Raw genomic sequence first — 22,228 nt, forward strand, 5'->3', positions numbered from 1 at the left:
CTGCTGTCGGAGTCGTCATCAGTCGGAGTAGATGATCGAACTGCCGATCGAGTCGATTCGCACCTCATAGGCGCTGAACTCTGCCAGGGCCGAACGAACCGATTCGACGTAGCCGTTCGGGCAGTAGACAAGCAGAAAGCCGCCCGCGCCAGCGCCGAGCAGCTTGCCCCCCGTCGCACCGGCGGAACGCGCACGGTTGTACACCGAGTCGATACCGGAGGAAGAGATCGTCCGCGAGAGGGAGCGTTTTTCCATCCAGGCGTCGTGCAGGAAGGGGCCCAGCACGTCGGCGTCCTTGACGATCTCCACTCGCAGATCGTGTGCCTGGCCGACCATCCGGCGCAGGGATCGCACTTTCTCCGGGTCCGCCTTCACCTCGGAGGCCTGTTCGCTGAGAACGGCACCCGCGGACCGTTGCCCGCCGAGGTAGAACATGACGAGATTATCCTCGAGCCTGTCGCGGATCTCTTGGGTGGTAGCGATCGACTCATGGGTGACCGTGTCGTCCTGATGAAACTGGAGAAACTTCAGTCCACCGACGGCACACGAGTACTGGTCCTGCTTGCCGATCGGCTCGCCGAGGCGGTCGATCTCGATCTCACAGGCTTGCTCGGCGAGCGATAATCGCGACTCGTACCGTCCCCTGTAGGCGTTGCAAAGGTTCAGCAGACCGACTGTGAACGCGCTCGATGAGCCCATACCGGTCCCCGCGGGAACGTCAGCACTAGAGTTGAAATCTACGCCGCTGAGTTCGAACTGGTCGAAGACCTCGCGAATGATTCGATGCTGGATGGTATCTCTTGAGTATGTCTTCTCGATGTTCGAGTACTTGAGGATGAAGCCGTCACTCTCGAAGTACTCGTGCATTGACAAGTACACGTAGCGCCGGATAGCGATACCGAGGACCGCGCCACCGTGTTCGCGGTAGAAGTACGGCAGGTCACTGCCTCCACCGCAGAAGCTGACCCGCAACGGGGTCCGGGAGATGATCACTTGACCGCCTCCAGCGCGATGGCGACCGCCGTCGGAAGGTCGCCGCAAACATGATCGGCCAGCGTCTCGGCCGCCGCCCCAGGGGTGTCGGACGAGTAGGACGCCCTGAGGAGGATCGTGGTCGCACCGACCGCGAGGCCTGCTTGGAGGTCGACCGCTCGGTCCCCTACCAACACCGACCGACTGAGGTCGACATTGTGTTCCGCTGCTGCCTCGAGAAGCAGTCCTGCCCCTGGCTTGCGGCAGCGGCAAGGCAGCTTGTACTCCGGTCGCTCGCCTGCATGCCCACGTTCGGGATGGTGCGGGCAGACGTACACCTGGTCCAGGAATGCTCCCGCTTCCAGCAGCGCGTGGTCGAGCGCCACATGGATAGAGGCCAGGCCGTCCATATCGATGAAACCCTTGGCGACATCGGGCTGGTTGGTCACACAGAAGACCGGTACGGCAGCGTCGTTGATGGCTCGGATAGCAGCGGCCTCGGTGGAGCCGACGTCGAGAGCTTCCGGGGCGTGGACACCCCCAATCTCCCTGTTGATGACGCCGTCCCGATCCAGGAAGATTGCCGGCTTGGGGTTGCGGCGGCTGAGCCGAGCTACCCGACCCGTGGTCAACGCCAACTCGGCATCGGCGCGGCGGTTCGGCGTACCGATGTCCTTCGCGTACTCGACGCTGCGATAGGCGTACAGCTTGCGTTCATCAGCGGCGGCACACGGGAAGATGTCAGCACCCCAGTCGGTCGCTCGATCGGTCGGAACGAGATCGAGCAGACCGGGCTCGACGACGTACAGCGCTCCACTGACCAGGTTGGGGATCGCCGCGACGTCCAGGTGCGGCTTGGGCATGAACTCCTCGATCTTGCCCGTCGCGTCGACCCGCACGACGTCGCTGTCCTCCGGGTGGCTATTGGGGTGGACGAAGAGAGTTGCCTCGGCACCCCGCGCCGTGTGAGACGCGATCATGTGTGGAAGGTCGACGTCCATAAGTACGTCGCCGTAGAGCACAACGAACGCCTCGTCGAGCAGGTGAGCGACGCTCTTGATCGCCCCTGCGGTACCCAGCGGGCTCGGCTCACGGACGTGAGTGATCGATACCTGCCAGTCTCGCCCGTCTTCGAAGTGGTCCTCGATGACATCGGCGAGGTGACCATTCAGGAAGACGAAATCGGTCAGCCCGACGTCACGGCACATGCGAACGGTCCTGCTCAGCAGCGGCTCGCCGGCCACATCGACCATCGGCTTGGGTCTATCGACCAGGCCGAGCCTGCTCCCCCTCCCGCCAGCGAGGACGACAACCTTCATCTTGTCCCTCCCAGGGCCCAACGGGCGGCGACCCGGACGGCTTCTTCCGAGCTCAGCTCAGGCTTCCAGCCGATCGATCGGGCAACAGTGGTGTCGAACTCGACGTAGGGGACATCCCCGACCCAGCCACGGTCACCACCGAGGAAGCGAATCTCCGGGCTGGTCCCGGACTCCTCTGCGACGATTTCGGCAATGCGCGCCACCGAGGTTCGGGTGTCTCCCGCGAGATTGAAAATGGAGCAGGTCCCCGGCAGCTTCTCGACGGCGGTTAGGATGGCGGTGGCCAGGTCCCCTGCGTGGAGATAGGGCTTGGTCTGGCGGCCGTCGCCGAGTACGTCGAGCCGCCCCGGGTCGGTTCGCAATTGGGCAGCGAAGTCGATGATCGCCCCGTGTGTCGCACGCTCGCCGACTACGTTCGGGAAACGCGCGATCCAACTCTCGAATCCGTAGTTCACACAGTACGAACTGATGAAGGCCTCGGAAGCGAGCTTTGCAGCGCCGTAGTGAGAGATCGGCTTCAATGGTCCGTAGGACTCGACGATCTTGCCGGGCGCCTCACCGTAGATCGCCGAGCTGGAGGCGAAGGCGATCTTCGGGATCTCTGCGTGCCGCATTGCCTCCAGCACCCGAATCGTCGTCATGAACGTGAGATCCACATCCACTCGAGGGTCGCCAGCGCTGGCTCGGATATCAGAGTTGGCCGCGAGGTGAAAGACAATGTCGACGGGCTGGCGAATGAGGAGCTCGTCGAGGCGGCTCGGGTCGAGTAGGTCGAATTCGTGCAGCTCGAACCGGGGCTCATTGGCGAGATGGGCGACGTTGTCGCGAGTCCCGAGGTGCATGTTGTCGACGGCGACGACTTCGTACCCTTCGCGGACGAGCCGCTCGCACAGATGGCTACCGATGAACCCGCAACCACCCGTCACGACCGCCCTCATCGAGGGCCGTCCGTGCTGAACGCGTTGGCTCGTTTGAGGCGCAGACTGTCGATGTACTGCGCCAGGACGTGCATGACGATCTGGTGACCGTCCTCCACGACGCCGTAATTGGCGCAGTCGACGTGTAGCGAGACGTCAGCCATCTTGCGGAGCATGCCGCCGCTGAATCCGGTCAAGCCGATCGTCGTCATGCCGACATCGCTTGCGCGACGGGCGGCGGAGACGATGTTCGCGCTGTCTCCGGATGAAGAGACCGCTATCAGAACGTCGCCGGCGTTGCCGTACATCGCGACCTGGGTGGCGAAGATGTTCTCGAAGCCGAAGTCATTGGCGATCGCAGTCATCAGAGACTGGTTCGCGGCGAGGGAGTGCGCCATGAGGCCCGGCTCGCCTGGAACCTGCGTCCCCTTGACAAGGTCGCAGCAGATGTGGTTGGCGATGGAGGAGGACCCACCGTTGCCGATCGTGTAGATATGCGCGCCCGCCTGGGCTGCCCGTTCTAGAGTCTGGCTCGCCGACTCGAGTTCTGATGCGTCGACATGAGAAAGTGCCTCATTCAGGTTCGCCATGTACTCGACGAGAAACGTCTGTGCTGACGCGATGTCGTAGACATCGTTCTTGATCTTGGGGTCGGGAAGCATCGCGGGTTGCATTAGGGCACCTGGGGAGTGGTCGGGTCGCCGGAGCGAGGAGACAGATCGGATGGAGCTGAGCCGACGTGAAGGATCAGGGACTCGCTGACGGGCCACGGGGCGACGGCGACGGCGACGACGGCCGAACAATCCGTGCCGTATGTTGACCAACACCGACGGGATGTTCCCTGCGATTTCGATTGGTCGCGCCCTCACTGTTCCGCTCGGAGGGCTGCGTGGCCGTGTCCTCGCCGTAGTACTGCTGGTAAGTCCCGGCCTGGTGGTCTGACTCCTGTGACATCGTGAGGACGACGCCCGACGGACTCTGCGATACCGCCTCAAGTGCAGCTCGAGCAGATGCCACCTGGGCTCGGCGCGCCCGCTTCCACTGGCAGACCAATATCGAACCATCGGTGAGCGGTGCCAGGGCGGCCGCATCGGTAACCGGGAGGAGTGGTGGGGCGTCGATCAGTACGTAGTCGTAGCGGTGACGACACTCGTCGAGCAGCGAGCGCATCTGGTTGCTGCAGAGCAGCTCACTCGGGTTCGGGGGCGTCTGGCCGCTGGCGAGCACGTCCAGCATGCCCCCCGCCCAGGCCTGGATCGCGTTCTTGAGTGCCGTCCTGCCGGCCAGCACGGTTGTCAGGCCCACGGAACGGTCGAGCCCCAGCAGGTTGGAGAGCTGCGGCCGTCGCAGGTCGGCCTCGACGATCAGAACCCTGTAACCGACCTGGGAGAGAGTCAGCCCCAAGTTCGCGACGGTGGTCGACTTACCTTCCTCCGGGATCGCGCTGCACACGACGAGGACTCGCCTAGGATTGTCGACGTCGAGGAACTGCAGGTTCGTGCGCACTTGTCGGAACGCTTCGGCACAGGGCGAGTGCGGGTGTTCCTTGACGATCAGCGGAGACTTCTCCACACGCGGGTCGAGCGGGATTCGGCCCAGCAGCGGAGCCCCACCAACCTCCGCGGCCACCGCGCCGGACCGGATCGACGTGTCGAACCGACTGCGGGCGATGCCTGCCAACGTGGCGAGCACCAACCCTGCAACCAGACCAAGCGCCAGATTCGTGGCGACGCTCGGTGTCGCCGGGCCGTCGGGAACGTCGGCAGGCTGCACGACGCGAACCAGCACCGGCTGTGGAAGGTCTGGGCGGCCCGGACGTTCCAACTCGTCGACCACCTGAATCGTCGACTCGCCGACCGTGTTGGCGACCTGTGCGGCGAGCTGGGGTGTCGCGGCACGAGCCGAGATGGTGATCACGACCGAGTCCAGCGCACTGGAGGCCGAAACCTGTGAGGCCAAACCTTCGGTGCTCATCGGGAGTTGCAGCCGACGGATCGTCTCGTCGAGGACCCGCTCGCCGGTCACCAACTCGACGTACGACTTGACCCTCTGCTGGGAGAGCTGAGCGCCGAGATACGCCTGCTGAGGGTCTGCTCCCGCCTGGCTGGACACGTAGAGAGTGGTCTGAGCGGCGTACTCGGGAGGCCGGACAAGGAAGACCAACAGCCCGAGTACGGCGCCGAGACACGTACCGACGGCGATGAGAAGCCACTGCTCACGCACCACACGGACGAAATCTCCGAAGGTCACCGCTCAGCTCCGACCATGGTTGCCCCCCAAGCCATGCTCCGCCATTCGACGCAGCGCCACCGGTCTGACCCACGAGGGTGCCACATATGGCTGACCGGGCTACGACTTGCCCCCCGACAGTCATCAACGACTGCCTCTGCAGCTGGTCTGTCGCACGGTCGGGGGCGTTCGTTACCGATCAAGTAACGATAGAGAACCTGGCTGGCTCCTGTCGTAGCTGATCCGTACCGGCTCGTCTGGAGTTGGGCCCTGCACCTCGGCCGAGGTGGGCGTGGGCACCTTCGCCCACCCCGACTTGCCTGCGTCGTCGGAGCCGCGCATCGACCGCGAGCTCTCCGAGACTTCGCCGGAGCTGGGCCCGGGGCGCTGGCGGCGAGGAGGGCGACGCCGTGCTCGTACTCGGCGGCCGGCGCTGGCGGTTACGTCAACAAGTGAGGTTCACACGACTGGGCGCCACCGCTCGAAAGCATGCGCGCTCGGATTCGCGGCGATCGTCGGCCTCGCGCTGTCCCCACTCGCGGTACTCGACGGTCTCCAGGCGCGCTTGCGCAAGCCGGTCGTGCTCCTCACGGTCCTGGCCGCGCAGGCTCTCCTTCGGGGTCGAGGGCGAGCACGACCTGTTCGAGGCGTTCGCGCAGGGCGCCGACCGGGAGTTCGGGGGCTTCGGGGAGCACGAGGCGGCAGGCGTGGTGGGCGTGGTCGTGGGACAGGTCGCTGGTCTGCTCGCAGAAGGTGCGGGCCTTGGGCTCGTCGATGCGGCCCTCGTGCAGGGCGTCGCCGACCTCGGGCAGGCGCACGGTCAGGTCGTCGGCCAGGTCGAGCTTGCGTGCCGCCATGGTGCGTGACCAGCCCAGCAGGCCGGCGACCTCGTCGCTGGAGAACTCGTCGAGCCCGGAGCCGCTCGGTGCGCCCGTCCTCGGCGCGGCCCAGGTGGTGCAGCGCCTCGAGCAGCTGCGCGGTCGCCCGGCTCGCCAGCTGCCAGCGGGCGCGCACGTAGGCCTCGAGGTCTTCCCCCGCCAGCGACGCCGGCGAGATTTCGTCGAGCCGGTCGACCAGCTGCGCGTCGAGCGCGCAGCCCGCCAGCTCGGCCGCCAGGCCGGGCCGCAGGTCGTGGTCGATGCTCACGAGAAGGACGCTAGACCCGACCCCCGACAGAGGATGTTGATCACTGTGGGCCCCGTGAGCAGGCGTTCCGGTGTCCCGAGGAGGAGCCGGCCGAACTCGCCCCCAGCCTGACTTGTGCGGGCCGTAGCGACCGGCTCACGTCGCCTCGAGCGATGTCGGCGCCGAGCTATGCGGGCTGCCGCTCGAGCCAGGTGAGGACACCGCGGCTGATGGCGGCGGCGTAGCGGTCCCGGCCCGCGGGGCCGGACACTGTCGCGGCCTCGGCGGGGTGGCGCATGTTGGCGCACTCGACGAGGACGGCCGGGACGCGCGAGCCGTTGAGGCCGGCGAGGTCGGCGCGCGGGTCGAGACCGCCGTCGCCGATGTAGGTGGCCGGGGTAAAGCCTCCGGTCGTCATCGCCTCGACGACGGCGTCGGCCAGCGTGCGCGAGGGCGCTCCCTGCGAGGGGGACAGGGGCGGCGAGGAGTAGGCGACGTGGAAGCCGCGGGCGTCGCTCGCGGCGCCGTCGGCGTGGAGGGAGGCCACGGCGTCGGCTCCGGCCTCGTTGCCGACCGCGGCGCGGTGGTCGACGCAGGGTCCGACGCCAGTGTCGTCGGGCCGGGTGAGCACGACCCGCATCCCCTGACCGCGCAGCGTCTCCGCGACCCGTCGGGCGAGGTCCCAGGTGAACGCGTGCTCGGCGTAGCCGGCGTCGGTGCTGGTGCCGGTGGTGTTGCACGGCTTGGTGCCGCCGCGGCCGTCCGGGACGAGCGCGTCGACCTGCTCGGGGTGATCGGCGTTGCCGCCGTTGTGGCCGGGATCGAGCACGACCGTCCGGACCGGCTCCGAGGCCGGCGGGGGCGGCACGGCTGGAGCGGGCGGCAGGCTCGCCGGCCGCGCGGCAGGCAGGGCCGGCGCGGAGGCGGGCGCCGGGGTCGGAGCACCGCCGGTCGCGGCGCAGCCGGTCATGACGATGAGAGCACCGAGGAGCCCGGCCACGGTCGCGGCGGGACGGGATCGTCCGTGCTCCGGTGGGTGGCCGCGTCGACCGACGGCTGCCGTCCGGACCCGCATCCGGGCCTCCTCCCCAGGGGGCCGCGGCGCCGACATCTCGTCGTGCTCCGCGGTTCCGCTCGATGGTCCCTGCCGACCAGCCGCGGGGACAGGCGCCACGCAGGACGGGCGGCGAGGTGGCTGCGTGGACCACCAGCCGGTTCGTCGTCACCCCAACGGGCGCTGCTCCACGATCCGGCGCACGAGGACGCCGTGGCTCCAGGACTGCCGAGGCCGCCAGCGCCCGTGACGCGAAGCGCTACTCGGCAGGTCCTGCCCGGAACCACCGCGCGACCTGGCCGACGTAGAGCCGGTTGTGTTCGAGGGCGAGCGGTATCGCCGCAGCGACGATGTCGTGGTCGACGTCGAGGTAGGCGTGCACGAGGACGTTCCGCATCCCCGCGGCGGGCTTCATCGCGTCGGCCTGCCGAGCCGAGCCACGGAGACATGGGAGTTGACGGCGAAGGCGAGCTCGACGAACAGGGTGAGGATCCGCTCGACGGCGAGCGAGGTCGTCGCCTCGGCCCGAAGAGTCGCCGCATCGACAGGGCCGATCGTCTCGAGGGTCGCGGCGAGGTCCTCGATCTTGCGGAGCTTGGGACGTACCGAGCGCCAGTCCAGCGGTCGCGGGTTCATTCGGCGAGGAGCTCGAGGTCGAGGCGCCGAGAGGGGTCGGTGTCGATGCGTTCGCCGATCGCCGCGGCCATGGCGGTCGCCAGCGCCCCGGGCTCGCTCTCGAAGAGCCACACGGTGGCGACCAGAGCGCGCTCCCGCAGGACCGGGCCGGCACGGTTGAGGTGCACGACGTCGTTCTCCGCGCCGGTCAGCTCGTCGAGGTCGTCGATCACGGCGAGCAGGTCGGCGGGATGGCGGTGTTCGAACAGGACACCGATGTCGAGATCGCGGGCCTGCCTCTCACCCCGCGCGGTGCTGCCGAAGACGGTCAGGCCACGGATACCGTGGCGCGCGGCGAGGGTGTCGAGGTCGCCGGATGCCGCGGCGACCTCGAGGCGGGCCAGCCCCTCGTGCGGTGTGCTCACGGGCACATCGTCCCACCGTCATCCCGTCGATCGGCGAGAACCGGCGGGTGTCGTCTCACAGCGGCGGGGCGACGTCGAGGATCTTCTCGACGGTGAACTCGCGCTCGTCGTTGCGGAGGTGGCACCAGGCGATGAGCCAGCGGTGCTGGACCTCGCCGGGGGTCACGACGCGGTGGGAGACCGCCCCGTTGCGGTCGGCGTAGGTGATGCGGACGTCGCGGTGGTGGTCGACGGCGTCGGCGAGGAGGTCGAGCTCGGCGGGGTCGAGGTGCGGGTTGAGCTCGCCGAGCGCGGCCGCGGTGGGGGAGCCGACCAGCTGGTCGCCGAGGCCCGCATCGCGCAGCCGGCGGGCGAGCGTCGCGGGGTCGACGACGGCGCGGGCACGGTCGGGTCCGGTGGGGGTGTCGGCGACGCGGGTCTCGCGGCGTTCGACGACGAGCGCGCCGGTCTCGTCCTCGCGGGTCGGGAGGTAGCCGGCGCCGCGCAGGGCGCGCAGGACGGCGTCGGGGTCGTCGGGGCTGGTCAGGACCGTGGGCGCGAGACGGGCGAGGCGCAGGCCGCGCAGGGCGCGGGCGTGCAGGATCTCCTCGGCGAGCGTCTCGTCCAGCACCAGGCAGGCCCCCGCGGGCCGGACCCGGACGTGCCCGTGCCGGCGGGCGACGTCGGTGACGAGGTACTCCAACGGCTGGGGCAGCGGGCGGTCGGACGCGTCACGCAGGGCCGCGAGCAGCTCCTCGGCGCTCCAACCGGCGTCGAGGGCGCCGCGCACGCTGGCGGGGGAGAAGCGGTAGGTGGTGGCCGCGCCGCGGGACTCGGGCACGGCGGCGTCGGCGAGCAGGCGGCTGACCGCCGGGGCGGGGCGCCCCGACACCAGCGCGGTGAGGTCGGACTGCAGGACGACCTCGCCGGCGGTGTCGACGAGGTGCTGGGCGACCGTGGCCGCGACCGCCTCGGTCCCGTCCCCGTCCACCAGCGCACGGCCCAGCGGGCTGACGGCGTCGCCGACGACGACGCCGAGCACCTCGGCCTCGCGGCGCGTGACGGCGAGGGTGTCGGCGAGGGCGGGGTCGTCGGGGGCGTAGGCGGGGCAGAACCAGCTGATGTGCTGCTCGGTGGCGTGCACCGAACGGTCGCCGGCCGCGGCCAGCAGGGTGCGGCGGACGTCGCCGGCCGCGCTGATCAGCGGGGTGGGCGGGGGCACCTCCTTGCCGTCCACCTCGCGGGTGCCGGGCGCGTACTCCAGGCCGAACCACGTCCGGGCGAGCAGGGCCCAGCGGGGTGCGGCGTCCTCCTCGCGCCACGCGGCGTAGGCGGCGGTCGGCGCGTAGCCGGCGTCGGTGGGCCCGAGCAGGCCGGCGTGCGCGGCGAGGTCGAGCAGGAGGCAGGCGAGGTGGTCGTCGGCGAGATCGAGGCGCTTGACCAGCCGCGTCCTTTCCCGCCGGCCCACCCCGCCGCTCTTCAACGCCGCGATCGGGCGGGCGGCGGCCTCGTCGAGGACGGTGACGACCGTGTCGAGGAAGCCCCGGGCGGCCGCGACGGCGCCGTCGGCGAGCCTGGTGGCGTCGTCGGCGGGGGCGGGCAGGTCGGGGACGCCGCGCAGGGTCGCGCCGACGGCCCAGGCGGCGACCGCGACCTCCTGCGGGATGCGGGCGACGTGCCGGTCGAGCACGAGCAGGCCCGCGTCGAGCAGGCGGCGGTCCTCGGTGGTGGGACGGAGGTCGTCGAACCCGAGGCCGCAGAGCGCGGCGAGACGGTGCCGGGTGGACGCGGGCAGGGCCGCGATGCCGGCGCGTAGGAAGCCGGGCGTGGTCCAGGCGTCGTGGATCGCCGCGACCACCTCGGGCTTGCGGGTCGACACGGCCAGGCCGTGCGCGGTGGCGATGCGGCGCACCTCGTCGGCGACGACGTGGCGGGCCATCCGGGCGAACGGCTCGTCGGCGCCGATCTCGGCGAGCCAGTGGTCGGCCAGCGGTTCAGGGAGCCGCAGGGTGTCCCCGTCGGGCCACGCCAGGGCCATGTCGGTGAGGACGCCGAGGGCCCGCTGCACCGGGGCGCCCTCGGCGTCGAGGAGCGCAGCGATCGCGTCCGGCGTCGCCCGGGTGCCCAGCGAGGCCACGGCGCGCCCGACCTCGAGGACGTCGCGGTCGAGACGCCGCAGCGCCGCGGCGAGGGACGCCCGGCCGGTGAGCCGCTGGGCGAGACGCTGCAGGTCCCGCGGGGCCGGCTCGGCGCACGCGTCCGGGCGGCGCCGCAGCACCGCGGCCAGCGACGGCTCGTCGAGGGCGGCGAGGTGGTCGGCGAGGTCGGTGCCCACGGGGCCAGTGTCGTCGGCGGCGCTGCGGTGGTCCCCGGCGGCTCGGGGTCAGCGAGCGGCGAGGTCGCGCAGGGCGGCGAGGAAGGCGCGCAGGTCCTCCGGGCCAGTGTGGGCGATGGCGTGGACGCGGGTGAGGTCGAGGCGTCCGTAGCCGTGCACAACGAGGTTGCGGAACGCGGCCGCTCGCGCGAGCCGCGCGCCGAGGGCCTCGTCGATGACGTCGGCGTCGGCGAGTGACCGGAAGGCGTCGCCGTAGGTCGGTGGGCTGCCCAGCCCGAGTCGGACAGCCGTCGACACGGCCAGGTCGATCACCACCTGGATCGCCTGCCAGAGGTGGAGCACGACGGTGTCGGTCGCCGACGACATCGGGCGCAGGTCATCAGGGTCGTCGGGCAGGTGGGCCGCAACCCGGTCGAGGTGGGCGAGGACGGTGGCGCTGCGCTCGGCGAGGAGCTCGCCGTCAATGGCGCGGCTCATCCGAGTGAGGCGAGGACGTCGGCCTGGGCGGCGGAGAGGACCGACCCGGCGTCGCACCAGAAGATCACCGCCTCGACGCGGAAGTCGAGGAACGCTCCCTCGCGGGTCTCGAGCAGCAGGACGCCGTCCCGCGCCGCCCGGAAGCGCAGCAGCGCGCTGGCGGTGGCGAGGTCGACGAGGTCCACGGCGTCCGTGCCGAGCACACCGGTGGCCGCGCTGAGGACGGCGACCGGATCGGGGGCGGGCGCGCCGGGGGCGTCGTCGCTCAGGTAGGCGAGGTCCCAGTCCGACGTGGGCGCTGCGTCGCCACGTGCGCGGGAGCCGTGGAGCACCAGGACGCCGACACCCGAGAGGGCGGGGTGGCCGGCGAGGGCTCGGGCGAGCTCGGCGGGCTCCATGGCGGCACGGTACCGCGGGCGATCGCGCCGTCCGTGCTCGTCGCTCGAGGCCGTGCCCGCGGCGACCTCGAGGCGGCGTGCCGTCGGAGGAGCAGGTCAGTGCAGCTGGTGGCGCCGCCACGCGTACGCGCCGGCACCGGTCAGGCCCAGCGCGGCCATCCCGGTCACCGCGAGGCCGATGTGGTCGCCGCCGCCCGAACCGTCGCCGGCGTCGACCCCGCCCTGCGGGTAGGCCGACACGTCGGAGTCGTGGTCGGAGTGGTCGCTGTCGGAGTGGTCGCTGCCGGAGTGGTCGCTGCCGGCGTGGTGGTCGGCGCTGTCGTGTTCGGAGACCTGGGCGACCTGATGAACGACCTCGACTCGGGACCGGTCGTCGTCGGTGCCCTGGTCCTGGTGGTGCTGGCCGTGCTGGCCGTGCTGGTGGCCGTCGTGCTTGTGGTGGTGGCCGTGCCCGTGGTGGGCGACGTGCTCGACTCCGTGGCCTTCCGGGTCGGACGAGGGCTCGGAGGGCTCGGGCTGGTCCGGGGCGGGGGCAGGGCGCTCGCAGGCGACGGCGTCGACCGCGGCGCGGGCGTCGCGGACCTCGGCCTGCTCGGCGTCGAGCGCGGACCGGGCCTCGGCGAGCTCCGCCCGTGCGGTCGCGACGGCGTCCTGCGCGTCCTCGAGCGCGGCGATGGCCTGGTTGGCCTGCTGCACCGCCTGGTTGGCCTCCGAGAGCGCGGAGCTGGCGGCCTTCTTGTCCGCGACGGCGTCGGCGGTGGCCTCACGGGCCGTGGCCAGCCGGGCCTGCGCCGTCCGGATCGCTTCCTGGCGCTCGGCGCGCTGCTCGGCGGTGTCCTTCGGCAGCGCGTTGGCCTCCCGGACCGCCTCCTGCGCCGCGGCCTGCTCGTCGCGGGCGTCGGCCTCGACGCCCTGCGCTGCCTCCAGGGCGGCGCGGGCCTCGGTGACCTCGGCTTCGAGTCCGGCCAGGGCTCGCCGGGCCTCGCGAGCTGGGCCCTGCGCGGCGTCGCGGGTGGCGATGGCGTCGTTCAGGGTGGTGCGCGCCTCGGCCAGGGCGGCCTGGCCCGGCGCGATGTCCTCGCGCTGGGCGTTCAGGGCCTCCACCGCGTCGGCGCGGCGCTGCTGGCACTCGGTGAACGTCTCGGCCGAGGCGGTGCCGCCGAACAGCGGGAGCAGGGCGGCGGCGAGGGTCATCCCGCCCACGGCCGCGGCGGTGGGGCGACGGTGCTTGCTCACGTGGGTGCTCCCGGCTCTCGGTGGTGATCGTGCGTGCACCCACGGCATCGAGAGGTGGCCACGACTCGTTATCCCGCGACCACGCAACGTCACTCCTTCGAGCGAACCGGGAGAGCCTTCACGGAGGTCGTCGGGCAGCAAGCCCCGCCCGCTTCCTCAGAACGGCGGTTCCTCGGGCAGCGCACGGCTTCGCTGAGGCTGCACCGCTGGGACGCGAGCGCGGGCGGCGGCGAGCTTCGGCGCGACCTTGGTGAGCCAGTCGGGGCCGAGGGGTCCGTGGTCGTCGGTCGGTTCGGGCCAGCCGTCGTCGGGCAGGGGCCGGGGCTGCGCGGTCGGGCAGGGCGCGGGCAGCGGCTCGAGGACGCGGCGGGGCGTGGTGGTGTGGGTGATGCCGGCGCGGGTGCGGATGACGAAGCGGCCGGGCGCGGGCTGGCGGACCTGCCACCGGGCATGGTGCTTCGCGCGATGATGGTGCCGACACCAGGCGCCGAGGTTCCAGGTCACGGTGGGCCCGCCGAACGCGTGGTCGCGGGTGTGGTCGAGGTCGGAACGCTGGGCGGAGTGGCGGCAGGCGGGCGCGACGCAGTGCCGATCGCGCGCTCGGGTCCAGCGGTCGACCTCGATGCTGTGGCGTCGTCGGGCCCACTGGTCGGGGCCGGTGTCGGCGTCGGGCGGGCGACCGGGACGGCGACCGGGCTGGTTGCGCTCGGCGAGGCGCTGTTGGAGTTCGGTGAGCAGTGGCGCCCAAGCGCCGTGGTCGGTGGGGCGCAGGCTGGCGAGCACCGTGGTCGGGATCTGGAGCTCCACGATCGCGGCGCTGCGCCGGCTGCCGTGCCCCCGCGTCCGGTGCTGGTCGCGGGGGCCGGGATGTCGCGCGGGGCGGCGGCGGGCGAGCAGCACCTGGTCGAGCCGGCCGTCCGGGTCGGTGAGCACGACGCGCCACTCGCCGTGGCGGTGGCGCCACATCAGGGTGCGGACGTCGTGGGCCAGCACCGCGCCGAAGCCCGGCACGCTGCCGGGGAGCTCGTCGAGCCCGAGCGCGGTCGTGAGGCGCAGCCGGACCTCGACGGTGCCCGAGCGCAGCCGGCCGGGTGCCCGGTCGGGTGCCGAGCCCGGGACGGCGGGCTCAGGTGGCTCCGGGGCGTCGGGGAGGCCGGGCAGCGCGAGCCGACCCTGCTCGGGTGTCGGTCGACTGGAGGGGTCGGCGGGCGCCTCGTCGTCAGTGGCTCCGGCGTCGCCGTCGTGGTCGAGGGGACCGTCGTCGGGGCCCTCATCCGGCCCGTCGTGCGGGCCGTCGTCCGGATCGTCGTCCGGGCCGGAGTCGTCGTCGGGCCCGTCCTGGTCGTCGTCGCCGCCCTGGTCGCGGCCCTCGTCGTCGTCGTCGCGCTGGTCGGCGGGCGGCTCGGCGGGCTGGGCGTCGGTGGGGTTCTGCTCGGCGTGGTACTCGGCGGCGAGCAGGAGCGCGATGTCGCGGTCGGTCATGCCGGCGGTGGAGCCGTCGAGCAGCCGCATCCCGACCCGCAGGCGCAGCGCGGCGATCGGGGTGAGCACCCCGAGGTGGCGCACCGCGGCGGCGAGGGTGTCGATGCGGGCCTGGGAGGCGATGCCCTCGGGGGTGGGCGCGTCGCAGAACGACAGGGTGGCGGTGCCCGACGGGTTGGGCGTGAGCAGGACCCGGGCGCGGGACTCGGCACGCTTGCGGCGGCGCTCGGCCCAGTCGGGATCGAGGGCGAGCACGACCTGCTCGAGCCGCTCGCGCAGCGCGCCGACCGGGAGCTCGGGGGCCTCGGGGAGCACGAGGCGGCAGGCGTGGTGGGCGTGGTCGTCGGACAGGTCGCTGGTCTGCTCGCAGAAGGTGCGGGCCTTGGGCTCGTCGATGCGGCCCTCGTGCAGGGCGTCGCCGACCTCGGGTAGGCGCACGGTCAGGTCGTCGGCCAGGTCGAGCTTGCGGGCCGCCATGGTGCGTGACCAGCCCAGCAGGCCGGCGACCTCGTCGCTGGAGAACTCGTCGAGCCCGGAGCGGCGCTCGGTGCGCCCGTCGTCGGCGCGACCGAGGTGGTGCAGCGCCTCGAGCAGCTGCGCGGTCGCCCGGCTCTGAAGCTGCCAGCGGGCCCGCACGTAGGCCGCGAGGTCCTCCCCCGCCAGCGACGCCGGGGAGACCTCGTCGAGCCGGTCGACCAGCTGCGCGTCGAGCGCGCAGCCCGCCAGCTCGGCCGCCAGGCCGGGCCGCAGGTCGTGGTCGATGCTCACGAGAAGGACGGTAGACCCGACCCCCGACACTGGATGTTGATCACCGATGCGGGCCGGCGCCCTGGTCGGCGCGGGGTGTTTCCGACCGCGATGGGCGGTTCCCCTCCGGCCCGGTGGCGGACAGGGTGGCGGGATGGCGACACGAGCGCGATCGGTCGGTGCGGCACGGGGGTCGCTGGTCTGGCGGGTGCTCAGCGCGCTGTTCCTGCTGGCGGTGGGCGGGATCCACCTCTACCTCGTCGCGACCAGCACCGGCGGGCTGCTGGGCACGCTCTTCACCCTGCAGGCGATCGGGGCGTTCGTGCTCGCGCTCGGGATCGTCGTGGTGCGGGGCCGGCTGCTGGCGCTCGTGACCGTGCTCGCCCTGGTGTTCATGGTCGGCTCGCTGCTGGCGCTCGTCCTCGCCCTCACCGTCGGGCTGTTCGGGCTGCAGTCGAGCCTGTCCTACGACCTCGCGCCCACCTCCTTGGTCGTCGAGGCGATCGGCACCGTCGTGCTGCTGCTGACCACAGCGCGGGTCCTGCGTCGGGGACGGGTCCGCTGAGCCCGTCCCGGCCGTCTCAGAGCCGGGCGACGATCACCGGGTTCCCCTGACCGTCGACGACGGTGAAGCCCCGGGCCTGGTCGCGGGGCACCGAGGAGTTGAGGCTGCACACCAGCTCGTCGGCGCCGGTCCCGAGGAAGCTGCCCGCGTCCACCGGCCGGTTCGCGGCGTCGAGGACCGTCGCGCGGTAGGTCCCGCCCGGGGTGAAGCCCGACCCCTCGATGCGGACCTCCATCCCCCACGTGTGCGGCACGACCCCGGCCGTGGCGTCCAGCCCGGGCGCCTCCTGCGCGAGCGCGACCGTCTCCAACGGACCGCCGTCGGGGGCCAGCGCCAGACCCGCGGCGACGCCGCCGCCGGCCAGGACGATCGCGAGCACCGCCGCGGCCACTCCGACGAGCACCCGGCGCCGTCCCCGGCTGCCGCCCCACCGCTCGCGCCGGGGCCGCACGACGGTGCCCTCGGCGTCCTGGTCGGCGGCACGGGCCGACGCGGCGGCCGCCGCCTCGGACCGCACCTGCGCCATGAGCGCGTCGCCGAGCCACGGGGGCGGGGCGGGGCGGGTGGCGTGGTCGGGCAGGGCGTCGGGGTCGAGGGCGTCGAGCCTCGCCGCGGTGGCGACGAGGTCGTCGAGCTCGGCGCGGCAGTCGGGACAGCCGTCGAGGTGGGCCTGCAGTCCCACCACCTCGTCGGCGGGCAGCCGGCCCAGGGCGTGCATCCCGAGGGCCTCCCGCACGGCGCGGTGCGCCGCGCCCGGGTCCGGCACGTCGGCGGGGCTCACGGCTCCACTCCCATCTCGTCGAGGACCACACGCAGCATCCGCAAGCCGTAGAACACGCGGCTGCGGACGGTGCCGACCGGCACACCGACCTCGGCGGCGACCTCGCCGGCGGGTCGCCCGCGAAGGTGGATCTCCACCAGGCAGCGGCGGTGCTCGGGGCTCAGGCGCAGCAGGGCCTCCTCCACCAGCCAGCGATCGAGGACGGTGTCGCTGAAGCGTCCCCGGTCGCCCTCGACGTCGAACAGGTCCTCGGGGGAGAGGGCGGTCCCGTTCCCGGGGCGGGCGCGATCCGCGCGAACGTGGTCGACCACCCGGTGACGCGCGATGGCGAACAGCCACCCGCGCACACTGGCGATCGTCGCGTCGTAGCGGTCGGCGTGGCGCCACGCGCGCAGGAACGTCTCCTGCACGACGTCCTGGGCCACCGTCTCGTCGCCGGTCTGACGCAGCACCAGCCGATAGATCTCGGGACCGTGCGCGTCGTAGGCGCGCCGCAGGCCGGCCTCGGAGGAGAGGTCGATCTCCGCGGGGTCCGCCCGGCGGGCCTCCGGGACCCATCCGCGTCCTGAAGACACACGCCTCCCTCCGCCGATCGTCACGCCGGGTTCGGACGGGCGCGGCGGCCCGTTCGTTCACCACCCGCGTCATGGCCTGCGTCACACCGCGGCGGGTGAACGGCGCCCGTCCGGCGGCCCGTAGCCCGCCCCGACACGACATCGACGCGGGAGTTCCCATGACGCTCCGATCCGCGGCCGCTGCGGCCGCTCTGGCCACCGGACTGGGCACGGCGCTCGCCGTGCCGGCGGCGGCCGCACCTGCCACTCCGTCCGACGTCCCTGCGGCGCCGTCCCAGGTCTTCGAGGTCTCCTCGACCGCCGACGGTGACGCCGAGGGCACGCTGCGCTCCGCGATCCGCGCGGCCAACGCCGCCGGCGGGGGCGAGGTCGTGCTCTCGCCGGGGTCGACGTACCGCTTGTCGGTCGAGGGTGACGACGACGAGGGCGCCATGGGCGACCTCGACGTCACCTCGCCCGTCACCGTGCGCGGGCACGGCGCCACCGTCGACGCCGACGGCATCGACCGCGCGTTCCACGTGCTCTCCGGCGGCGAGCTGGCCCTGGAGCACCTGACCGTCACCGGCGGGGTCGCCGACGCGGGCGGCGAGGTCGGCAACTCGGGCGGCGCGGTGCTCAACGCCGGCACCCTCGAGGCCACCGGGAGCACCCTGACGGGCAACGAGGCGGTCCGCGCCGGCGGTGCCGTCGAGGCGACCGCGGACTCGCGCACGACCATCACGCGCTCGGTGCTCTCGGACAACGAGACCGGCGGCGAGCCCGGCAACGGCGGTGCCTTCCACCTCACCGGGCCCGGGACCGTCGACATCACCGGCAGCAGCGTCATCGGCAACACCGCAGCGGCTGAGGGCGGCGGGCTGTGGAACTCCGCGGCGGGCACCATGACCGTCACCGACACCGAGATCCGCGACAACGTCGCCGAGGGCGCCGAGGCGACCCAGGGCGGCGGCGGGCTCTACAACGACGGCGGCACGCTCACCGTCGAGCGCGGCCTGGTCACCGGCAACTCCGCCTCCGGCGAGTCCGGCTCCGGCGGGGCGCTGCTCGCGGTCACCGGGGAGAACGCGGGGGAGAACCGCGTGACGCTGCGCAGCTCGGTGCTCCAGCACAACGACGCCTCCCGCGCCGGCGGCGCGATCGAGGCCGCCGAGGGCACGACCGTCGCGGTCGAGCACTCGACGCTGAGCGACAACAGCACCGGTGACAACCCCGGCAACGGCGGCGCGCTGCACATCACCGGCGCCGCCACCGTGGACATCGCCGGCACCACCGTGCTCGGCAACACCGCCACCGGCGACGGCGGCGGGCTGTGGAACTCCCCCGGCGGCACGCTGACGGTCACCGGCTCGCTCGTGCGGGGCAACGCCGCCGACGGCGAGGGCGACGACAATTACCAGGAGAGCCCCGTCGAGGGCGGCTCGTTCACCGTCGACGGCGAGGTCGTGCCGCCGACGTCGTGACGGGTCGGGGTCCCGCGGCCGGCGGCTCCGGCTGCGGGTCCGCGGGGGTGACGGCCCGGGTGCTCCGGGCCGTCACCCCGTCTGTCGGGAGGTCCGGGCGACTTCGCGCGATCGCCGCCTCCGGAGATCGTCGCCGTGCGACGCTCCGGAGGACCTGTGGCTCGTGGGGAGGGTGGCAGCGCGTGGACGAGCGGCGGTGGGGGTTCGCCGGGCTGAGCGACGAGGAGTTCGCGCAGCTCGCCGCGCCGGCGTCGTCGCGGCGTTCCCCCGTCCCTCCGCCGCCGACCGAGGTCGTCACCGTCGCGCTCGACCCCGTGCGCGTGACCCTGGCCGCGGACTGGCGAGCCCAGGTCGACCCGCGTCGCCTCGGCGCCGAGGTCGTGGTCGCGACCGGGCGGGCCGTGGCGCGGGGGCTGGAGCAGGGCCTGCAGGCGGCGACCCCGCAGGCGGGGACGGACATCCCCGACCTCACCCCCTGGCAGGGCTCGCTCGAGCGGCTGCTCGCCGAGGCGCGCCGCGACCGGGACCGGTTCGCCGCCGCGGCGACGGAGCTGGCCGACCGGGTGGTCACGGGGACCAGTGCCGGGCGGCACGTCAGCGGGACCGCTCGGGGCGGGGTGGTCACCGAGGTCGAGGTCGACGTGACCTGGGCCGCCGGCGCCCCCGTCCGTGACATCGAGGTCGAGCTCGGCGAGGTGCTCGCCGGGCTGCGCCGCGACGCGGTGCCCGAGGCGTTGCGCCGCGGACCGTCGCACCCGGCGTCGGTGGCGCTCCGGCAGCTCATGACCGACCCCGCCCTGCTCGTGCGGCTGGCCGGGATGCGGCCGTGACCGGCCCCAGCGCCCCGGGCGAGGGCGTCGAGGTCGAGCTGGAGGCGCTGCGCGCCGACGCGCAGCGGTGGCGCGGCGCCGCCGGCGAGCTCGAGCGGCGGCGCTCCCACGTGCAGGGGATGCTCGTCGCGCCGGCGGCGTTCTCGATGTGGGCGGTCGACAAGGGCCTCGACCGCAGCTACGCGGAGGTCCGCGCCCAGGTGGAGAGGCTGCTCGGTCAGGGCAGCGCGATCTTCACGGCACTCGCCGACACCCTCGCCGCCGCCGCCGACACCTACGGCCGCGAGGACGCGGCGGGCGCGCACCGGTTCGACGGGTCACGCCGGGACGGCGGGTAGGTCGCGGTGACGGTCATCGACGACGCGCGGGCCGAGCTCGAATCGCTCCAGCAGCAGGTCCGCGACTTCTTCGCCGCGGTCGACGAGGCGCTGCGGCGCGCCGCCGTCGCCCCGGCCGGCACGCCGGGGAGCCCGGGCGGGCCGGTGCTGATCTCGCCGGAGCTGATGGAGGCGATCCGGCGGGGCGTGCAGGACGTCCAGGCGCAGGTACAGCCGCTGTTCGACCGCATCCAGCAGCTCCTCGACCAGCCCGGCGACCCCGAGCGCCTGCGCCAGGCGGCGACGGGCTGGCAGGTCGTCGGCAACGGCGTCGCCGACACCGCCGGCACGGTCGCGCCCGATCGGATGCGGGCGACCATCGAGTGGGAGGGCGCCGCCGCCGCGGCCTACCAGGCCCTCGTGCCCCGCCAGCAGACGCAGGTCACGGCGGTGGCGACCCAGTGCCTCGCGCTCGCGACGTCGCTGAACGGCCTCGCCGACCAGATCGAGTCGTTCTGGACGGCGATCACCTCCGCCCTCGTCCTCCTCGGGCTGACCGTCGTCGCCGCCGCCGTCAGCGTGTACACCGTCGTCGGCATCCCGGCCGCCGCCGCGGCCGTCCTCACCGCGATCACCGGCGGCGCCGCGGCCGTGACGGTCGCGGTCCAGCAGATGAACCTGCTGACCGACCGCATCACGGCCGAGCAGCGGGCGATGCAGCAGTCGCTGCAGGGGATCGGCGACACCTGGCCCGCGCCGAACCCCGCGGCGACGGCCGCGATGGCCGACGCGAGCGTCACCGACGGCGACGGCTCGGACTGGAGGCCGAACCGATGACCCCCGTGCCCGCCACCGACGAGGAGTGGGACTGGATCGGCGAGCACCGGTCCCACCGCACCCGCGCGGTCGCGCTCGCGGTCGCGGTGGTCAGCGGGCTCGCCGGGGCGGTCACGCTCGTCCTGGTGCTCACCGCCTACGGGCGGATGCCGGCGTTCTCGTCGTACCCGCCCGGTCCCGCCGTCCTGGTCCTCGGCCTGCTCGCGCCGAGCGCCCTGCTGGTGACGGCGCTCGGCGGGGTCCTGGTGCGCCGGTGGACGCGGGACGGGTTCCTGCTGGTCAGCGGCGCGCTGCGGGCCCGGCGCGGGTCGGTCCTCGGCGTCCTGCTGAGCCTCGTCGCCGTCGCCGGCACCTCGGTGCTGACCCGCCCGCCCGCCGACGACCTCGCGCCGCTGACCCTGCCCGCGCTGGTGATCAGCACCGTCGTGGCGGTGCTCTACCGCCTGCTGCTCCGACGCCCGACCGGGTAGATCAGGGACCGGCGACGGCGAGCGGGACCTCGGGCGTGCGGACCGGCGCGCCCAGTCCGAGCTCCTCGGCGGCCCGGTCGGCCATGGCCTTCGCGCCGAGGGCGTTGGGGTGCACGACCACGGGGTTGGTGCCGCCGACGGCGGGCTCGACCCAGCGGGTGCCGATCGGCTGGCACGCGTCGTGGCCCTGGGAGGCCTCGGTGACGTCGACGTAGGTCACGTCCGTGGCCGCGGCGGCGCGCTGCACGGCGTCGTTGAGCGTGGCCTGGATGTCGTTGATGTACGGGACGTCGCCCCGCGCGACGGGCATGACCGGGTAGCAGCCGTCCTCCTCGGGGAGGATCTGCAGGTAGCCGGCGATCGCGATCCGGGCGTTCGGGGCCGCGCCCTTGATCGTCTCCAGCGCCTCGACCAGCGACGGGTAGGTGACGTCCTCGATGGTGTCGGTGAACCGGTCCCCGTTCTGCTCCTCGCACGGGTTGCCGGTGCCCAGCGTCAGCGCCGCCGCGGTCGCGCAGGCCTGGATGGTGCCGATGAAGACGCCGCTGTCGTTGCCGCCGATCGTCAGCGTCACGACGTCGGTCGACGCCGACAGGGCCTCCACCTGGGGCGGGACGCCGGGGTACTGGGGCTCGGTGAAGTGCCGGGTCTCCGCGGCGCCGCAGGAGACGTCGGTGAACGCGTCGCCGTCGATGCCCCAGCGCGCGGCGAGGACGTGGCCCCAGTTGCGGGCCGACTGCAGGCACTGGGGCGGCGCGCCGGGCGCGGGCGGCAGGACGCCGCTGGCGGCGCTGTAGCTGTCGCCCATGTTGACGTACTCGACGACGTCGGCGCCGCCGGGGTTCGCGCCGCCGTGACCGTCACCGCCGTCCGCGAGCGCGGACGGGAGGCCGAGGGCCGTCAGGCCGACCGCGGCGACGAGCGTGACGAGTCCGCGCCGCAGGGGTCCGATCGGTGCCACGAGGTGCCTTCCCGCCGGCCCGGGTCACCGTCAGGCGCGGCGCGATCGCGCCGCAGGAGGGCCGCCTGTGATCACAACGAGCGGGTCACGAGGACGTCACGCGATCGGAGTACGAGGACCGA

At 72.9% G+C, this 22,228-nt stretch carries 23 protein-coding genes and 1 pseudogene; 6 read left to right on the forward strand and 18 right to left on the reverse strand.

What is annotated here, in order from left to right; translation table 11 throughout:
• Nucleotides 1-18: 18 nt before the first annotated feature.
• From ACYX4T_RS24265 to ACYX4T_RS24335, 15 genes and pseudogenes are all read right to left on the reverse strand, one after another.
• On the reverse strand, nucleotides 19-993 hold the full coding sequence (locus tag ACYX4T_RS24265) for a GHMP family kinase ATP-binding protein (protein WP_476011775.1): 975 nt from the start codon (nucleotides 991-993) through the stop codon (nucleotides 19-21).
• Nucleotides 990-2,291, reverse strand: coding sequence for an HAD-IIIA family hydrolase (locus tag ACYX4T_RS24270; RefSeq protein WP_476011776.1), 1,302 nt, complete (start codon nucleotides 2,289-2,291; stop codon nucleotides 990-992). The genes ACYX4T_RS24265 and ACYX4T_RS24270 overlap by 4 nt, the downstream gene beginning before the upstream one ends.
• A complete protein-coding gene (locus tag ACYX4T_RS24275; protein WP_476011777.1) occupies nucleotides 2,288-3,229 on the reverse strand; it encodes an SDR family NAD(P)-dependent oxidoreductase in 942 nt (313 codons plus the stop codon). The genes ACYX4T_RS24270 and ACYX4T_RS24275 overlap by 4 nt, the downstream gene beginning before the upstream one ends.
• On the reverse strand, nucleotides 3,226-3,882 hold the full coding sequence (locus ACYX4T_RS24280; protein ID WP_476011778.1) for an SIS domain-containing protein: 657 nt from the start codon (nucleotides 3,880-3,882) through the stop codon (nucleotides 3,226-3,228). Before ACYX4T_RS24280 ends, ACYX4T_RS24275 begins: the two co-directional genes overlap by 4 nt.
• A gap of 73 nt (nucleotides 3,883-3,955) precedes the next feature.
• Nucleotides 3,956-5,458, reverse strand: a complete 1,503-nt coding sequence (locus ACYX4T_RS24285) for a tyrosine-protein kinase domain-containing protein (protein WP_476011779.1) — start codon at nucleotides 5,456-5,458, stop codon at nucleotides 3,956-3,958.
• Nucleotides 5,459-6,024: 566 nt separating this feature from the next.
• Nucleotides 6,025-6,321: pseudogene (locus tag ACYX4T_RS24290) on the reverse strand (DUF222 domain-containing protein); the annotation flags it as partial.
• Nucleotides 6,322-6,749: 428 nt separating this feature from the next.
• A complete protein-coding gene (locus tag ACYX4T_RS24295) occupies nucleotides 6,750-7,532 on the reverse strand; it encodes an N-acetylmuramoyl-L-alanine amidase (RefSeq protein WP_476011780.1) in 783 nt (260 codons plus the stop codon).
• A 343-nt stretch (nucleotides 7,533-7,875) separates the two neighbouring features.
• Nucleotides 7,876-8,031, reverse strand: coding sequence for a HepT-like ribonuclease domain-containing protein (locus ACYX4T_RS24300; RefSeq protein WP_476011781.1), 156 nt, complete (start codon nucleotides 8,029-8,031; stop codon nucleotides 7,876-7,878).
• Complete coding sequence (locus ACYX4T_RS24305; protein ID WP_476011782.1) at nucleotides 8,028-8,252, reverse strand: hypothetical protein; 225 nt, start codon at nucleotides 8,250-8,252, stop codon at nucleotides 8,028-8,030. The genes ACYX4T_RS24300 and ACYX4T_RS24305 overlap by 4 nt, the downstream gene beginning before the upstream one ends.
• Complete coding sequence (locus tag ACYX4T_RS24310) at nucleotides 8,249-8,656, reverse strand: nucleotidyltransferase family protein (RefSeq protein ID WP_476011783.1); 408 nt, start codon at nucleotides 8,654-8,656, stop codon at nucleotides 8,249-8,251. The genes ACYX4T_RS24305 and ACYX4T_RS24310 overlap by 4 nt, the downstream gene beginning before the upstream one ends.
• 55 nt (nucleotides 8,657-8,711) lie before the next feature.
• On the reverse strand, nucleotides 8,712-10,970 hold the full coding sequence (locus tag ACYX4T_RS24315) for a helicase-associated domain-containing protein (RefSeq protein ID WP_476011784.1): 2,259 nt from the start codon (nucleotides 10,968-10,970) through the stop codon (nucleotides 8,712-8,714).
• A 48-nt stretch (nucleotides 10,971-11,018) separates the two neighbouring features.
• Complete coding sequence (gene hepT, locus ACYX4T_RS24320) at nucleotides 11,019-11,447, reverse strand: type VII toxin-antitoxin system HepT family RNase toxin (protein WP_476011785.1); 429 nt, start codon at nucleotides 11,445-11,447, stop codon at nucleotides 11,019-11,021.
• Nucleotides 11,444-11,845 (reverse strand): type VII toxin-antitoxin system MntA family adenylyltransferase antitoxin, encoded by a 402-nt coding sequence (gene mntA, locus ACYX4T_RS24325; RefSeq protein ID WP_476011786.1) that lies wholly within the window; start codon nucleotides 11,843-11,845, stop codon nucleotides 11,444-11,446. The genes hepT and mntA overlap by 4 nt, the downstream gene beginning before the upstream one ends.
• 96 nt (nucleotides 11,846-11,941) lie before the next feature.
• Nucleotides 11,942-13,081 carry a hypothetical protein gene (locus tag ACYX4T_RS24330; protein WP_476011787.1) on the reverse strand — a complete coding sequence of 380 codons (1,140 nt, stop codon included), beginning with the start codon at nucleotides 13,079-13,081 and terminating at the stop codon, nucleotides 11,942-11,944.
• A gap of 156 nt (nucleotides 13,082-13,237) precedes the next feature.
• Nucleotides 13,238-15,331, reverse strand: a complete 2,094-nt coding sequence (locus ACYX4T_RS24335) for a DUF222 domain-containing protein (protein ID WP_476011788.1) — start codon at nucleotides 15,329-15,331, stop codon at nucleotides 13,238-13,240.
• 133 nt (nucleotides 15,332-15,464) lie between these two features.
• Here ACYX4T_RS24335 and ACYX4T_RS24340 point away from each other — a divergent pair, with 133 nt between their 5' ends.
• Entirely contained in the window at nucleotides 15,465-15,875 is a 411-nt protein-coding gene (locus ACYX4T_RS24340) for a hypothetical protein (RefSeq protein WP_476011789.1), read from the forward strand.
• 16 nt (nucleotides 15,876-15,891) lie between these two features.
• On the opposite strand, the gene ACYX4T_RS24345 is transcribed toward ACYX4T_RS24340, so the two are convergent.
• Nucleotides 15,892-16,656, reverse strand: a complete 765-nt coding sequence (locus ACYX4T_RS24345) for an anti-sigma factor family protein (protein ID WP_476011790.1) — start codon at nucleotides 16,654-16,656, stop codon at nucleotides 15,892-15,894.
• Nucleotides 16,653-17,231, reverse strand: a complete 579-nt coding sequence (locus ACYX4T_RS24350; RefSeq protein ID WP_476011791.1) for a sigma-70 family RNA polymerase sigma factor — start codon at nucleotides 17,229-17,231, stop codon at nucleotides 16,653-16,655. Before ACYX4T_RS24350 ends, ACYX4T_RS24345 begins: the two co-directional genes overlap by 4 nt.
• Nucleotides 17,232-17,389: 158 nt before the next feature.
• Between ACYX4T_RS24350 and ACYX4T_RS24355 the strand changes: the two genes are divergently transcribed.
• From ACYX4T_RS24355 to ACYX4T_RS24375, 5 genes are all read left to right on the forward strand, one after another.
• Nucleotides 17,390-18,691: an autotransporter outer membrane beta-barrel domain-containing protein gene (locus tag ACYX4T_RS24355; protein ID WP_476011792.1), complete on the forward strand. Its 1,302-nt coding sequence runs from the start codon at nucleotides 17,390-17,392 to the stop codon at nucleotides 18,689-18,691.
• A gap of 182 nt (nucleotides 18,692-18,873) precedes the next feature.
• Nucleotides 18,874-19,521, forward strand: a complete 648-nt coding sequence (locus ACYX4T_RS24360; RefSeq protein ID WP_476011793.1) for a hypothetical protein — start codon at nucleotides 18,874-18,876, stop codon at nucleotides 19,519-19,521.
• On the forward strand, nucleotides 19,518-19,859 hold the full coding sequence (locus tag ACYX4T_RS24365; protein WP_476011794.1) for a hypothetical protein: 342 nt from the start codon (nucleotides 19,518-19,520) through the stop codon (nucleotides 19,857-19,859). The genes ACYX4T_RS24360 and ACYX4T_RS24365 overlap by 4 nt, the downstream gene beginning before the upstream one ends.
• 6 nt (nucleotides 19,860-19,865) lie before the next feature.
• Nucleotides 19,866-20,675 carry a hypothetical protein gene (locus ACYX4T_RS24370; RefSeq protein WP_476011795.1) on the forward strand — a complete coding sequence of 270 codons (810 nt, stop codon included), beginning with the start codon at nucleotides 19,866-19,868 and terminating at the stop codon, nucleotides 20,673-20,675.
• Entirely contained in the window at nucleotides 20,672-21,145 is a 474-nt protein-coding gene (locus ACYX4T_RS24375; RefSeq protein ID WP_476011796.1) for a hypothetical protein, read from the forward strand. The genes ACYX4T_RS24370 and ACYX4T_RS24375 overlap by 4 nt, the downstream gene beginning before the upstream one ends.
• Before the next feature lies 1 nt (nucleotide 21,146).
• Here the strand turns inward: ACYX4T_RS24375 and ACYX4T_RS24380 are convergent, their stop codons facing one another.
• Nucleotides 21,147-22,106 (reverse strand): SGNH/GDSL hydrolase family protein, encoded by a 960-nt coding sequence (locus tag ACYX4T_RS24380; RefSeq protein ID WP_476011797.1) that lies wholly within the window; start codon nucleotides 22,104-22,106, stop codon nucleotides 21,147-21,149.
• Nucleotides 22,107-22,228: the final 122 nt, after the last annotated feature.

The organism is Actinomycetospora sp. ABD4_176 (assembly GCF_056311855.1).

Bases quoted from the DNA above. Each gene is read 5' to 3' on its own strand.
- ACYX4T_RS24270 (WP_476011776.1), bottom strand. From the start codon at position 2,291: ATGAAGGTTGTCGTCCTCGCTGGCGGGAGGGGGAGCAGGCTCGGCCTG.
- ACYX4T_RS24275 (WP_476011777.1), bottom strand. From the start codon at position 3,229: ATGAGGGCGGTCGTGACGGGTGGTTGCGGGTTCATCGGTAGCCATCTG.
- ACYX4T_RS24280 (WP_476011778.1), bottom strand. From the start codon at position 3,882: ATGCAACCCGCGATGCTTCCCGACCCCAAGATCAAGAACGATGTCTAC.
- ACYX4T_RS24295 (WP_476011780.1), bottom strand. From the start codon at position 7,532: ATGACCGGCTGCGCCGCGACCGGCGGTGCTCCGACCCCGGCGCCCGCC.
- ACYX4T_RS24300 (WP_476011781.1), bottom strand. From the start codon at position 8,031: ATGAAGCCCGCCGCGGGGATGCGGAACGTCCTCGTGCACGCCTACCTC.
- ACYX4T_RS24305 (WP_476011782.1), bottom strand. From the start codon at position 8,252: ATGAACCCGCGACCGCTGGACTGGCGCTCGGTACGTCCCAAGCTCCGC.
- hepT (WP_476011785.1), bottom strand. From the start codon at position 11,447: ATGAGCCGCGCCATTGACGGCGAGCTCCTCGCCGAGCGCAGCGCCACC.
- mntA (WP_476011786.1), bottom strand. From the start codon at position 11,845: ATGGAGCCCGCCGAGCTCGCCCGAGCCCTCGCCGGCCACCCCGCCCTC.
- ACYX4T_RS24340 (WP_476011789.1), top strand. From the start codon at position 15,465: ATGGCGACACGAGCGCGATCGGTCGGTGCGGCACGGGGGTCGCTGGTC.
- ACYX4T_RS24355 (WP_476011792.1), top strand. From the start codon at position 17,390: ATGACGCTCCGATCCGCGGCCGCTGCGGCCGCTCTGGCCACCGGACTG.
- ACYX4T_RS24375 (WP_476011796.1), top strand. From the start codon at position 20,672: ATGACCCCCGTGCCCGCCACCGACGAGGAGTGGGACTGGATCGGCGAG.